11 protein-coding genes are annotated in these 13,364 nt (G+C 52.9%); 8 read left to right on the top strand and 3 right to left on the bottom strand.

Annotated features, from left to right (window positions below):
* Window positions 1–11: 11 nt before the first annotated feature.
* A complete protein-coding gene (locus HNV11_RS15005; protein WP_171740442.1) occupies window positions 12–764 on the bottom strand; it encodes a DeoR/GlpR family DNA-binding transcription regulator in 753 nt (250 codons plus the stop codon).
* Window positions 765–818: 54 nt separating this feature from the next.
* Here HNV11_RS15005 and nudK point away from each other — a divergent pair, with 54 nt between their 5' ends.
* Both nudK and HNV11_RS14995 read left to right on the top strand, forming a co-directional pair.
* Complete coding sequence (gene nudK / locus HNV11_RS15000; protein ID WP_171740441.1) at window positions 819–1,406, top strand: GDP-mannose pyrophosphatase NudK; 588 nt, start codon at window positions 819–821, stop codon at window positions 1,404–1,406.
* A gap of 1 nt (window position 1,407) precedes the next feature.
* Complete coding sequence (locus HNV11_RS14995) at window positions 1,408–1,755, top strand: DUF4406 domain-containing protein (protein ID WP_171740440.1); 348 nt, start codon at window positions 1,408–1,410, stop codon at window positions 1,753–1,755.
* A gap of 49 nt (window positions 1,756–1,804) precedes the next feature.
* On the opposite strand, the gene HNV11_RS14990 is transcribed toward HNV11_RS14995, so the two are convergent.
* Window positions 1,805–4,366 carry a PIG-L family deacetylase gene (locus tag HNV11_RS14990; protein WP_240163456.1) on the bottom strand — a complete coding sequence of 854 codons (2,562 nt, stop codon included), beginning with the start codon at window positions 4,364–4,366 and terminating at the stop codon, window positions 1,805–1,807.
* Between the two features lie 265 nt (window positions 4,367–4,631).
* Here HNV11_RS14990 and HNV11_RS14985 point away from each other — a divergent pair, with 265 nt between their 5' ends.
* The 5 genes from HNV11_RS14985 to HNV11_RS14965 all read left to right on the top strand — a co-directional run bounded on the left by HNV11_RS14985 (window position 4,632) and on the right by HNV11_RS14965 (window position 9,956).
* Window positions 4,632–6,884, top strand: coding sequence for a sodium-translocating pyrophosphatase (locus HNV11_RS14985; protein WP_171740439.1), 2,253 nt, complete (start codon window positions 4,632–4,634; stop codon window positions 6,882–6,884).
* Between the two features lie 287 nt (window positions 6,885–7,171).
* On the top strand, window positions 7,172–7,531 hold the full coding sequence (locus HNV11_RS14980) for a T9SS type A sorting domain-containing protein (protein WP_171740438.1): 360 nt from the start codon (window positions 7,172–7,174) through the stop codon (window positions 7,529–7,531).
* Between the two features lie 20 nt (window positions 7,532–7,551).
* Window positions 7,552–7,905 (top strand): T9SS C-terminal target domain-containing protein, encoded by a 354-nt coding sequence (locus HNV11_RS14975; protein WP_171740437.1) that lies wholly within the window; start codon window positions 7,552–7,554, stop codon window positions 7,903–7,905.
* A 192-nt stretch (window positions 7,906–8,097) separates the two neighbouring features.
* The gene (locus HNV11_RS14970) at window positions 8,098–9,201 is read left to right on the top strand and encodes a sensor histidine kinase (RefSeq protein ID WP_171740436.1); all 1,104 of its coding nucleotides are present in this window, start codon (window positions 8,098–8,100) and stop codon (window positions 9,199–9,201) included.
* Window positions 9,198–9,956, top strand: a complete 759-nt coding sequence (locus HNV11_RS14965; protein ID WP_171740435.1) for a LytR/AlgR family response regulator transcription factor — start codon at window positions 9,198–9,200, stop codon at window positions 9,954–9,956. The genes HNV11_RS14970 and HNV11_RS14965 overlap by 4 nt, the downstream gene beginning before the upstream one ends.
* A gap of 121 nt (window positions 9,957–10,077) precedes the next feature.
* Here the strand turns inward: HNV11_RS14965 and pckA are convergent, their stop codons facing one another.
* Window positions 10,078–11,640, bottom strand: a complete 1,563-nt coding sequence (pckA, locus tag HNV11_RS14960) for a phosphoenolpyruvate carboxykinase (ATP) (protein ID WP_240163454.1) — start codon at window positions 11,638–11,640, stop codon at window positions 10,078–10,080.
* A 156-nt stretch (window positions 11,641–11,796) separates the two neighbouring features.
* Between pckA and HNV11_RS14955 the strand changes: the two genes are divergently transcribed.
* A complete protein-coding gene (locus tag HNV11_RS14955) occupies window positions 11,797–13,299 on the top strand; it encodes a helix-turn-helix domain-containing protein (protein ID WP_171740433.1) in 1,503 nt (500 codons plus the stop codon).
* The last annotated feature ends 65 nt before the right edge of the window (window positions 13,300–13,364 follow it).

Genomic DNA, 13,364 nt, shown 5'->3' with positions numbered 1-13,364 from the left:
GTATTTGGTAATCAGTTAATAAATGTAATGCCAGCCTGTTTATACTTAACGACCAGATCGGCACTGGCTTCGTAATCAGTAATCAGAATGTCGAACAGGGAGAGGGGGGCAAACCGGAGGTATTTGTTGGTTTCCAGCTTCGAGGAGTCGCAGAGCAGGTACGTGGTTTCGGCCTGATTGGCCATCGCTACGGCGGTGCTGGCTTCCTTCTCACTGTTGGCGCTCAGACCGTTCTGCAGCGAGATGCCATCCACGCCAATGAAGGCCCGGTTAGCCCGGTAGCGGGCAATGTGTTCTTCGGCAATCAGCCCGTGTACGGCCTGCCGCTCCTTATCCACCTCACCCCCGATGAGATTCACCGTCACCTCCGACGACATTAACTCGGCCAGGATGGGCAGGGAGTTCGTAATGACGCTGATTCGCTTGTTTTTTATGAATGGACACAGCCGGAACACCGTACTGCCGCAGTCCATGAAAATGACGTCGCCCTCCTGAATTTCGCGCGCGGCCAACTGGCATATATAATCTTTCTGTTCGGGGTTGACAGCCGTTTTGTTGGCAAACTGAAAATTGTCGGTAGCCAGACTCACTTTCATAGCCCCGCCCCGCGTGCGGTAAAGCAGGCCCGATGCCGCCAGCTGCACCAAATCGCGCCGGACGGTCATCTCCGAAGTTTGCAGCAACTCGGCCAGTTCGCGAACGTCGGCCGAACCGCGCTCATCGACCGTTTGCAAAATAAGTCGCTTCCGATGTTGGAAATTCATGACGGATAACGTGATTTGTTCAAAAATAAACACAAAATAACATTTTTGAACATCATGACTAATGAACGGGTGCAAATAACGGAGGAGAAACTGCTATCCGACAATTGGTACGTTCTGAAACGGTTTACGTTCAACTATCTTGGCAAGGATGGGAAATGGAGTACCCAGCAGCGCGAAGCGTATGACCGGGGAAACGGCGCGACGATTCTGCTCCACAACCCGCAGGCCGATACGGTTATCCTGACCCGGCAGTTTCGGCTGCCCACGTTTGTCAATGGGAACCCGTCGGGTATGCTGATCGAGACCTGCGCGGGACTGCTGGACAACGACGATCCGGAAACGGCCATCCGACGTGAAACCGAAGAAGAAGTGGGCTTTCGTCTGACGTCAGTACAAAAGGTCATAGAAGCTTACATGAGCCCCGGTTCCGTGACAGAAAAGCTGTTTTTCTACCTGGCCGAGTACACCGCCGACACCGAGCGGCAGGCTGGGGGCGGCATTGACGAAGAAGAGATTGATACGCTCGAACTACCCGTAGCGCAGGCCCTCGCAATGGTTGAAAGCGGGGAGATCATGGACGGCAAAACCATCATGCTGTTGCAGTACCTGCGTATTCAGCAACTTGCCAAAGCCCGCAACTGACATGCTGATTTTAATTGCTGGTCCGTATCGTTCCGGCACGAACGATGACCCTACGCTGATTGCTCAGAATATGCGCCAGATGGACGAAGCTGCGCTGGCCGTTTACCGGAAAGGGCATACGCCGGTTTGTGGTGAATGGATAGCCCTGCCGCTTATTAGGACGGCAGGTTCTACTGAACTTGGCGATGCTGTTTTTACCGAAATCTTTCATCCGGTAGCTATACAGTTAATTGACCACTGCGAGGGAGTGCTGCGGGTTGGCGGCCCATCAGCCGGTGCCGACGAGATGATGCGACAGGCCGAGATGAAAGGCAAGCAAACTTTTTGGCAACTAGAAGCGATCGAATAGCCCAGCTTAGGTCGCACTCCATCGTTTCCAGTTGCCGGTTAGTGGAAGCTTACCTCCCCGCCGAAATCATATTGGCAAACAACCGATAGGCGCCCGGTACGCCAGCGGGCAGTTCCCGGAAGAAAACTAGGCCGGTGTACATGTAGTGTCCTTTGCCATATTTGGCGTAGAGCAGACTGCCCTGCTTCGGCGCTTCGTTCTGGTCGTTGATCGAGAAAATGGGTTCGTAAGCCTTGTCCCATTCCTGAGCGAAATAAAGCCCGCGTTCCTGAATCCAGCCGCTAAAGTCTGCATCGGTAATCTTATTAGGCGTGTTCAGCAGCGGGTGTTGCGGATTTATGTATGTCATTTTGGCGTCCTCCTCCGTAACACGCTCGCGGCCAATCGTAAAGGGGTAGGGGCCAAGCTGGGGCAGGGGCGATTCATTGCGCAGAAACGAATTTGGCGGGGTTACGTACTGCACAATCATCGTTCCGCCGTTTTTGACGTATTCCATCAGTTTCGGCTGGTAGCGGGCGAGCCAGTCGTTCGTGTTATAGGCCCGAACGCCTAGCACAAGGGCGTCGTAAGCAGCCAGATTTCCGTTGAGTTCGGCAGGACCCAGTAGCGTTACGCGGCATCCCATCTGTTGTAAGGCCGCTGGGAGCTCATCGCCCGCACCAACAATATACCCTACGTTTTTAGCCGTCACCTTCACATCTAGCTTAACCAGCTTAGCTTCAGCGAGTGGAAACAGCGTTTGCGTTGGGATATGTTTATAGGAAATTTCGCGTAGACCGGTCGTGAACGTACGGTTTGCACTGGTCGTCATGATGGCCTGGAGTTTACCATTCTGCGCCTGCGCGGTTGGCGACAGCCGGAACGAAAGCCGCTGTTCGTCGCTTTTGTTTTTCAGGCTAAAAGGCAACGACGCCGGTTCAACCCGCCAACCAGCCGGAACGGCAAGCTGCAGCGTCCCGGACACATTCGCGCGCCCGGCCTTCAGGACTACTTCAGATGTTTGGGTGTTGTTGGCCGATGCCGCGCCGGAGAAGACGTAAACACGCTCGGCCAGATTGGCCGTTACGTCGGGTTGAATAATAAACGGGCGATAAATCTCACCATCGACCGGGTCGGTTGATTTGTAAACGACGGGTCGGCTGTACGTAAAACGCTGACCGTCGATCTCGAAGGTGTAGTTAACCGGAATGGCAGGTGGATTTTCGGGTAAGCCAATCAGCCGCTGATCATCTACCTGGAACAGCCCCTTGTCGATGGGTTTCTGAAGCCAGTAGGGCTGAGAAATCGGTTTGTTTTCTGGAATACGCAGCGTCGTCGAGAAGGCAAGGCCGTCATTTGCTTTCAGGGCCAGATTGAGCGTCGTGTCTTTACCCGGCGTGGACTCGCCCGACATGGATGCGCCTGTTACGTAGTTGATGCGAACGAGTTTCAGAGGCACATCGCTGCGGTTAATGACGTTTGTCGATACCCGAATGGTTTCGCCGGGCGTAGCCGCGTAGGCACTGGGGTTTGTCTCGAACCACAGGCCCAGGCACTGCTGAATCAGCATCTGAACTTCCTGCCGTTTGGCTTTAACGTAGATATTGGTGGTATCGAGTTTGGTAAGAGCACCGTAGAGTTGCACCAGCGCCGGAACCGAAGCCTCCGGCCGGCCGGGCTGGAAACTGCGGATGAGCTGGCTAACCTGCGCCTGAACCGCATTGCTGTTAGGAACCCGGTTCCAGGTGATGTCGACGCCATCGAAAGGATCTTTCTCCACCGGATCACCGCCTTTCAACAGCAGGTAGTCGACTCGGGCGCCCCGGCTGGCCGGAACGCCAAACCCCTGGCTCTTGTGCTGGCTGCGACTTTCGGCGGCAATCTCGCCGTACGACCGGCCCAGCAGCGGATTAAACGTGCCCGTTTCAATCCCAATCAGATTCCCGGCTTCTTCGGGTTTTTTTGTGCTCAGAAACGCGCCCGGAATAAAGACATTCCACATAATGCGCCGGGCCTGCCAGGGCTTTACGTAGGCAAGCTGTTCTGGAAACTGGTTTGGATCATTGGCGATTTTAAACGCTTCTTCGGCCAGAAAACCCGACGCGCTGTGATGCCCGTGTCCCGCACGCGAATCGGGAGGGAAGCGCGTAATGATGACGTCGGGCTGAAATTTGCGGATCATCCAGACCACGTCGGCCAGAACTTTGTTCTGCCCCCACGTCCGGACGGCCTCGTCGGTCGATTTGGAAAAACCGAAGTCATAGGCCCGGCTGAAAAACTGTTCAGGACCATCCACGCGCCGGGCGGCCAGCAGTTCCTGGGTTCGGATAACGCCGATGTTTTCGCCCTGCTCCGGCCCAATCAGGTTCTGCCCACCATCGCCCCGCGTCAGCGACAGATAGCCCGTCCGGACGAGCCGGTCTTTGGCCATATACGCCAGCAGCAGCGTATTCTCATCGTCGGGGTGAGCCGCTACGTACAGCACCGTTCCGAGAATGTTCAGCTTGTTGAGGTTCGACAGGATTTCGCCGGCCGGGGTCGGTTTAATTGGACCATAAGGCACCTGAGCGAACGTAAATGAACCAATGAGAAAACCGGCAGCAAGAAAGAGCAGACGAAGGGATGAGCGCACAACCAGAAATGATTTGAGATGAGCAGTTTTAGCAAATATAAGGGCTGGCGGGATTTGACCCACACCTTCGGGCGGCTATCCGTAAACTCAAACGGGACTTCGGTGAGCTCCGGTGATGCTACTTTGGGCGAGTCGCTAAAATATCTTCAAAAAACCGAAATAAACCTTTAAAAAAGTCAACCCGCCTGATTTGGTTAGGTTGGTTATGCATCGTCTAATTCTATATTTGTGAGCAATCCTATTTTTAAACCTATCCTTTAGTCGCATGAACAATAGTCTTTACATCGTCCCATTTCTGGGGCTGGTGGGCCTGGCGGTTATGTTTGCCAAATTTGTTTGGGTTTCCCGGCAGGACGCCGGTGATGCCCGGATGCAGGAAATTGCATCGTACATCGCCGATGGAGCCATTGCCTTTCTCAAAGCGGAATGGCGCGTACTTATTATTTTTGGAATTATTGTCGCGGCTCTGCTATCGTTTGCGGGGGCGCAGGTTGAAAATTCATCGTGGGTCATTGGCATCGCGTTTGCCTTCGGTGCCTTTACGTCTGCTCTGGCGGGCTACATCGGCATGAAGATCGCCACTAAAGCTAATGTACGCACGGCCCATGCCGCCCGCACCAGCCTGAAGCGGGCGCTGGACGTATCCTTTACCGGAGGGTCTGTCATGGGGATCGGCGTGGCTGGTCTGGCTGTGCTGGGGTTAAGTGTTCTCTTCATCATTTTATATAATCTTTACGTCGCTGAATCGGGCGATGTCAACGGCCTGCCGATGGAACGGGCGCTGGAAGTTCTGGCCGGGTTTTCGCTCGGGGCCGAATCCATTGCCTTGTTTGCCCGCGTGGGTGGTGGTATTTACACCAAAGCCGCCGACGTAGGTGCCGACCTGGTGGGTAAAGTGGAAGCCGGTATTCCGGAAGATGACCCGCGTAACCCCGCTACGATTGCCGACAACGTAGGTGATAACGTGGGCGACGTGGCGGGTATGGGTGCTGACCTGTTCGGCTCATACGTGGCTACCATTCTGGCAACGATGGTGCTGGGCCGCGAAATTCAAATTCCCGCAGCGGATAACATCACGGGCCACGCGCCGATCGTGCTGCCGGTGCTGATTGCCGGACTAGGACTGATTTTCTCTATTCTGGCCTGCTATCTGGTGCGCGTGAAAGACGATAACGGAAGTGTTCAGGGCGCCCTGAACCTCGGCAACTGGGGCTCGATCATCCTGACGGTCATTGCGTCCTATTTCCTGGTTGGAGTTGTCCTGCCTGACGTAACGATGGAGATACGGGGCGTTGAGTTTGCGCGGATAGATGTGTTCTACGCCATTCTGACGGGTCTGATTGTAGGCGCGCTGATGTCCACCATTACGGAATATTATACCGCTATGGGACGTCGGCCGGTGATGTCCATCATTCGTCAGTCGGCAACGGGTGCCGCGACCAACATCATCGGCGGTCTGTCGGTCGGTATGGAATCAACGGTATTGCCAATACTGGTGCTGGCGGGCGGTATCTATACCTCGTATCATTTTGCCGGTCTGTATGGCGTGGCTATCTCGGCGGCCGGTATGATGGCGACCACGGCTATGCAGCTGGCTATTGACGCCTTCGGTCCAATTGCCGATAATGCCGGGGGTATTGCTGAAATGAGTTACCTGCCCGAGGAGGTTCGGGGCCGTACCGATATTCTGGATGCGGTGGGCAACACGACGGCAGCAACCGGTAAAGGGTTCGCCATTGCCTCGGCTGCTCTGACGGCCTTAGCTCTTTTTGCCGCGTTTGTCGGTATTTCGGGTATTTCGGCCATTGATATTTATAAAGCCGACGTGTTGTCTGGCCTGTTTGTGGGGGCCATGATTCCGTTTATTTTCTCCTCACTGGCCATTGCCGCTGTGGGTCGGGCCGCGATGAAAATGGTGGAGGAAGTACGTCGGCAATTCCGCGAGATCCCGGGAATTCTGGAAGGAACGGGCAAGCCAGAATACGAAAAATGCGTAGCTATTTCCACCCAGGCGTCTATCCGCGAGATGGTGCTGCCGGGTGCTATTGCCCTGTCGGTGCCGGTGATTGTCGGCTTTATTTTTGGTCCTGAAGTACTTGGTGGCCTGCTGGCGGGCGTAACAGTTTCGGGCGTATTGATGGGTATTTTCCAGAACAATGCCGGGGGCGCCTGGGATAACGCCAAGAAGTCGTTTGAGAAAGGCGTAGAAATTAATGGGCAGATGTACTACAAGAAGTCGGAGCCGCACAAGGCATCGGTAACGGGCGATACCGTCGGTGATCCATTTAAAGATACGTCGGGTCCCTCAATGAACATCCTGATTAAACTGATGTCGATTGTGTCGCTGGTTATTGCGCCGTATATCGCCGTGCCCTCTTCTGATATTCCGGGTTCGGCCCGGGAAGGAAAGCGGGCGGCCGGTACGGAGGTGCCGCTGGAAGAATCAACGGCCGCCGACAATGATACAGTCAGTACGCCCAATCGGGGACTCCAGAGCCAGCCGGAGGAACGTCCCTAACCCTGCTGAACGGTAAAACAACAAGGTACCGTAGTGGCTATACAGCTATAGTGCAGTACGCCACCCATCACGAACACGGTTAACGAAAGGCCGGTCTTTTTAAAGATCGGCCTTTTTCGTTTATGGGGCCTCGGCCAGACTAAGAGACTGTAATTCACTCATCTCTCAGAAGGTCACGCTCATCCGACTGATTCCGGCGCTCGTCGCCTTTCGTTTTCTGGCCCGGTAATTCCATGGCAACTTTGTTTCACCAAACGAGATAAAAACAACCATTACAAACAAAAGCCATGAAAAAAGTCCTTATTCTGATGCTGAGCCTGGTAGCCAGTGCTGCATCGTTCGCAAATCCATCCACTACGCCAGCCGCAGCTTCCCAGACCCGTCTGGTGATGACCCCCGAGCACAAAATCAAGCTTTACGTTCAGCCTCTTCAGACCAAAGGCCAGCTCGCGATTCGGGATGCCAAGGGCCAGGCGGTCTATTCCTCAACGGTGTCCCTGCAAAAAGGACTGAGCCAGCAATTTGACTTCTCAAGCTTAGGCACCGGCACTTACCGGTTGACGCTCACTACGGGTCATGAAACGCTCACGAAGACGTTTGTGGTTCAGGCCAATCCCAACGAAAGCTTTGTTGTTCAGGAATTTTAACCCCATTCAATACCTAAATCATGAAAAAGATTCTTCTCCTGATGTTAGGACTGGCAGCCAGTTCAGCATCGTTTGCCACCACCAATGAACCCAGTAAACCCGTTGCAACGGCCTCGCTGATCGGAACGGATAAAGTCAAACTGGTAGTCGCTCCGCAGCCAGCGACGGCTACGGTCGCCTTAAATGATGACCAGGGACATATCCTCTATTCCTCCAATGTTAACCTGCGCGATGGCATCAAGCAGCAGTTTGATATTTCTAAGCTGAATACAGGCGTTTATCGATTGTCAATCGCTGTTGGCAAAGAACGTATCGTAAAAGCCTTTACCGTAACGGAGGTTCCCAGCCATCAACTGGTAACCTTACAGGATTAATGCTCACCAGTCGGCTATTGATTAGTCGTTTCAGCTTAGGTCCTATGACAGAACAACCCTGACCAGACACCGCTTTATGCCTTTTCTGATCAGGGTTGTTCTGTCATAATAATAGCCGGAACGAAACTCGTTTGCCTATTTCATTTTTGGACGGTAGTAGTCGATTGGCTCCATTGTCTTTGATAACCTAACATGGCCGTACCTCTAACGTACCGACAAAAATGGCAGGTAGCTACCCGACTACTCCTGTTGTATTCACCATTATTGCTCTATATTAATCTGCCGCAATCCGTTCGCAGTGTGGACAAGGTGGTGAAGATAGCACCGCTGATAGCTGTCGTCGTTCTGATCGCTATGGGCTTGTACTTTATCTGGATTACGGCTACAGACTGGATTCAGCTTCAACTATTCCGCTGGTTTGGGGAAGACTTTTTGCTTGATTTTAGCTGGCGAGCGCTGGTACTGACCATGCTCATCTCGCTGGGGCTGGCTCTGCTTTACGCTCAGGTTTTTCAACTAATTATCGTAACGCTTTTTTCCTTGATTTTTCAGGCTGACGGTCACCAACAGCACCACGCCCCGCCGTTTACTCCGGAAGTGTTCGCCTATTTGCAGCGGGTGAACAAGGTATTTAACCTGATCATCATGTTATCCGCCTTCTATCTGACCATCATTTCCCGCTCCTATCAGCAACTGAAAGATGTGCAGCTTCGGGCGGAGCAGTCAGAGAAAGAAGCCGCCCTGAGCCAGGTGGAGGCTCTGAAACATCAACTGAGTCCGCACTTCCTCTTCAACAGCCTGAGCATTCTTACCTCCATGGTGCATGAGGATGCCGACCTCTCCGAGCAATACATCAAGCAGTTGTCTAAAGTGTATCGGTACATCCTCGAGCAGCGGGACCAGGAACTGGTTTCTCTTAAGACAGAAGTAGATTTCATTCGCGCCTACACGTTTCTGCTCCAGATCCGTTTCGAAAATAAATTCGAGGTCAGCATTGAGCTTACCCCGGCGCAGCAGAACCAGTATCGAATCGCTCCCTTATCGCTCCAGTTGCTGGTCGAAAATGCGGTCAAACACAACCGGATGTCGGTTAACGAACCGCTGCGCGTGCGTATCTATTGTCAGGACGATAGCCTGGTTATCGAAAATCTTTGGCTGCCGCGCGACCAACCCGAACCTTCTACCGGCGTAGGATTACAGAATATTGTCAACCGTTACGCTTTGCTTACCAATCGACCCGTATCCTACGGCCATCAGGATAAAGCATTTGTTGTCACCCTTCCGCTCTTGTCATGAACGTTGTTATTGTTGAAGATGAAGATCGTACCGCCCGCCTGCTGGAACGTCTGTTGAAAAAGTACGATCCGGCTATACATGTGCTTACCCAGCTGCCTTCCGTAAAAGAGGCCGTCGACTGGTTCAGTACGCACCCACAGCCCGAACTGGCGTTCATGGATATTCATCTGGAAGACGGGCTGGCCTTTCGCATTTTTGAGCAGCTTAAACTAACCGTACCGGTCATTTTTACCACCGCCTACGACGAGTATGTGCTGAAAGCCTTTAAACTCAACAGTGTCGATTACCTGCTGAAACCGGTTGACTATGAGGAGTTGGTGGCGGCCATGAATAAATTCAAAACTATTCGCTCTCAACCCGGCCTGCCCGACCTGAAGGCGCTTCTTCAGCTTATGCAAAACCCGGCTTCGAGTGGGTTCAAGGAACGGTTTATGGTTACCATTGGGACGAAAATTCATAGCGTGGAGGTAACTGATATCGCCTATTTCTATTCGGAAGAGAAAGCTACGTTCCTGCTTGCAAAAGGCGGTCAGTTACTCCCGCTTGAATATAGTCTGGATCAGCTAACCAGCTTATTGAAGCCCGATCAGTTCTTTCGGGTAAATCGTCAGTTCATCGTGGCCCGATCTGCTATCCAGAGCGTTCATGCCTATTCGGCGGGGAAACTCAAACTCGATTTGCTGCCAGTCTCCCGCCAGGAGGTGTTTGTCAGTATGAGCCGTCTGTCGGAGTTCAAGGACTGGCTGGGCCGCTGACCCAGATCATTACTGATACGGGTCAGCGGCCCATTGATCACCACAATAAAGCCGCGCTAGTCTAAACTGGCGCGGCTTTATTGAAACTATCCAACGTAAAGAACGGAAGGGTGGGCATTGATTAGAGTTCGCCTAACTTTTTCGAAAACGCATTGGCCAGCCGACGGGCGGCTGCGGTGTACATCCCTTTATAGTCCCAGGTATCAATCGGGTTCAGCAATTCGGTCGGAACACCCGGGCAGCGCCGGGGCATGGCCAGGCCAAATTCGGGATGTTGCTCATACGGCACCGCGTCGAGTGCGCCACTCAGAGCCGCTTTAATCATAGCCCTTGTGTGCGGCAGTGACATGCGTTTGCCAACGCCAAAACCTCCGCCTTTCCAGCCCGTATTAACCAGCCAGACTTGTGCATTGTGCTGCTCAATGCGCGCCCTGAGGAGATTCGCGTACGTGCGGGCAGGCAGGGGTAGGAACGCGGCCCCGAAGCAGGACGAGAACGTTGCCATAGGACTGCTTATGCCTTGTTCCGTTCCCGGTATCTTGGCAGTGTAACCCAGCAGAAAATAATCCAGAGCCTGCTGGGGAGTCAGTCGGGCAATGGGTGGCAGTACGCCGAAGGCATCCGCCGTTAAAAAGAAAATATGCTTAGGTGCGCTGCCCACCGACGGAATTACGGCGTTAGGAATGTGGTCGATGGGGTAGGCACAGCGGGTGTTTTCTGTCAGCGAGCGATCGGCATAATTAATACTGCTGCCGTTGGACTGGAATAACGTATTCTCCAAAAGCGCGCCGGGACGTATAGCGTTAAAAATCTGCGGCTCATGCTCTTTGTTAAGGTTGATGACCTTTGCGTAGCAGCCGCCTTCAAAGTTGAAAATACCTTCATCAGCCCAGCCGTGTTCGTCATCACCAATTAATCGGCGGGTGGGGTCGGCCGAGAGGGTTGTTTTCCCGGTGCCGGATAACCCAAAGAACAGGGCAGTATCGCCCTGTTCTCCTATGTTGGCCGCGCAGTGCATGGGCAGAACGCCATACCGAACGGGCAGCCAGTAGTTAAGAGCCGAAAAAACCGATTTTTTTATCTCCCCTGCGTAACCCGTCCCACCAATCAGGATGATGCCTTTTGCCAGATTCAGTAACGTAAAGTTGGGATTCCGTACACCGTCGAGGGCCGGATCAGCCCTGAAGTTTGGATCTGCAAGAACGGTGATGTCAACCGGTCTATCGGTAGACTCATTCTCATCAGGCCGCAGGAACATGATCTGGCTGTATAGGTTGTGCCAGGCCAGCGTCGTAACAATCTGGAGCCGGAAGCAGTAGCGAGCCATGGCCCCCGCCCGGGCGTAACGCACATACACGTTCTGACCGGCCAGATTAGCAAGCATACGCTCATACAGCGCATCAAACCGATCAGCATCAAACGGTTGGTTTACGTCGCCCCAGTCAACACTCCGTTCGGTAAGTTGATCACGCACGATATACCGGTCTTTAGGCGTTCGGCCGGTGAACTTACCTGTTTTGCACACCAGTGCACCGCAATCCGCCAGTTTACCTTCGCCGTTGCGGAGGGCATAGTCAATAAGTTGTTCCGGTGAAAGATCACGCAAACAGTGTCCGGCCTGCTGAACTATAGAATCCAGGCTTGCCGGAGTTGTTGCAACAGAAGACGAGGTTACAGCGTCCATGGTCATAGTTAGGTTTAGTTTATGATGAGTGCTTATTAATCAGGAATAGCAAATGTATTCAGCGATTAAATCTAGTTCAAGCGATTAATCGCTAAATAAATCCGAATTGCTGTTTAGGACTTGTTTCAGTACTTTTGGCTTACCCGATTTTATTAAATGGACTTCAACTCGGAGAATATACGGCTGTTATTTGGGCTGAAACTACGGCAGTTACGGCTGGATAAATCGATTACGCAGTATGAGCTGGCAGAACGGGCTAATCTGTCGCAGTCCTACATTAATGAAATAGAAAAAGGGAAGAAGTATCCCAAGACGGAAAAGATTATAGCTTTAGCCAGGGCGATGGATACTTCGTATGAAGCTCTGGTATCCCTGCAGCTAAACAAAAAGATGGAGCCGATTTATCAGTTGCTCCGCTCCAACCTGCTGGCCGAACTGCCGCTGGGTATGTTCGGCATCGAACCGGGTGATCTGCTTGAGCTGCTCTCCGAAGCCCCGGTGAAGTTGAGTGCCTTTATCAGTACGGTTGTCGAGATTGCCCGTAACTATAATCTGAACGTCGAGCAGTTCTATTTCGCGGTGATGCGGACGTATCAGGAAATGCACGACAACTACTTCAACGACATTGAGGAAGCCGCCGATCAGTTTCTGCGCGAAAGTGGCCTGCCCAGTCACTGCATCGTTAGCGAAACTGTGCTTGCCGACTACCTCATACAGCGCTACAGTTACCAGATCGTTTTATTTAATGAGGATACGCATCCGGGGCTGGTTCGGCTGCGATCCGTCTATATTCCGCACGAGAACCGACTGCTGCTCAATCAGAATTTAACGGCCGATCAGCGGGCATTTACGCTAGGTCGGGAACTGGCCTTCCAGTACATGAACCTCAAAAAACGACCGCTGACCTCTACCTGGGTGGAGGTGAATTCGTTTGAGCAAGTACTCAACCACTCCCGGGCGTCGTATTTCGCGGGCGCGGTTCTGATTCCACGTGAGGCCCTCCGGCAACGACTCGATCAGTTTCTAAATCGCACCTCCTGGGTCGAGGCCGCTGGGGATCTGATGACGATGCTCGAGCAGTTTCAGGCAACGCCCGAAACACTGCTTCTGCGGATGAGTAATCTGCTGCCCCACGATTTTGGTATCGAAGATGTCGTGTTTCTCCGCTTTGAACATGAGTCCAGCAGCGCGGTTGTCAACCTGACCCGCGAGATTCATCTGGCTCGTTTGCATAACCCGCATGGGACAACGGAGGAACATTACTGCCGACGCTGGGCATCGGTAACGAGCCTCTATGAACTGGACGCTTTATTGCAGCAGCAGAAGTATCAGGAACCTCTCCTGCGGGCGCAAATCTCGGAGTATATCGATTCCCAGAATACCTATTTCTTCTTTACGTTTGCCCGTCCGCTGACGCCTATTCAACATTTGAACCATAGCGTATCGCTCGGTGTGTTGCTCAATCCGGCGTCGCGTTCCCGTATTCGGTTTCTGGATGACCCGGCTTTGCTACGCCGGGAAGTTAATGAATCGTGTGAGCGCTGCCGGGCCGAAAACTGTCTGGAGCGCGTTGCACCGCCCACCCGGCTGCAACACGAGCAGCGTATTCAGGCTACGAAACATTCGCTGACTGAACTGGGCATAACCGGGGCCTTATAAAGCCATTCTACCAAACAGTCCAAATACAAAAAAGTCCACTGAGTTAACAGCGGACTTTTTTGTAT

The organism is Spirosoma taeanense (assembly GCF_013127955.1).
Classification (GTDB): Bacteria; Bacteroidota; Bacteroidia; order Cytophagales; family Spirosomataceae; genus Spirosoma; species Spirosoma taeanense.
This window is presented reverse-complemented; position numbering and strand designations above follow the sequence as displayed.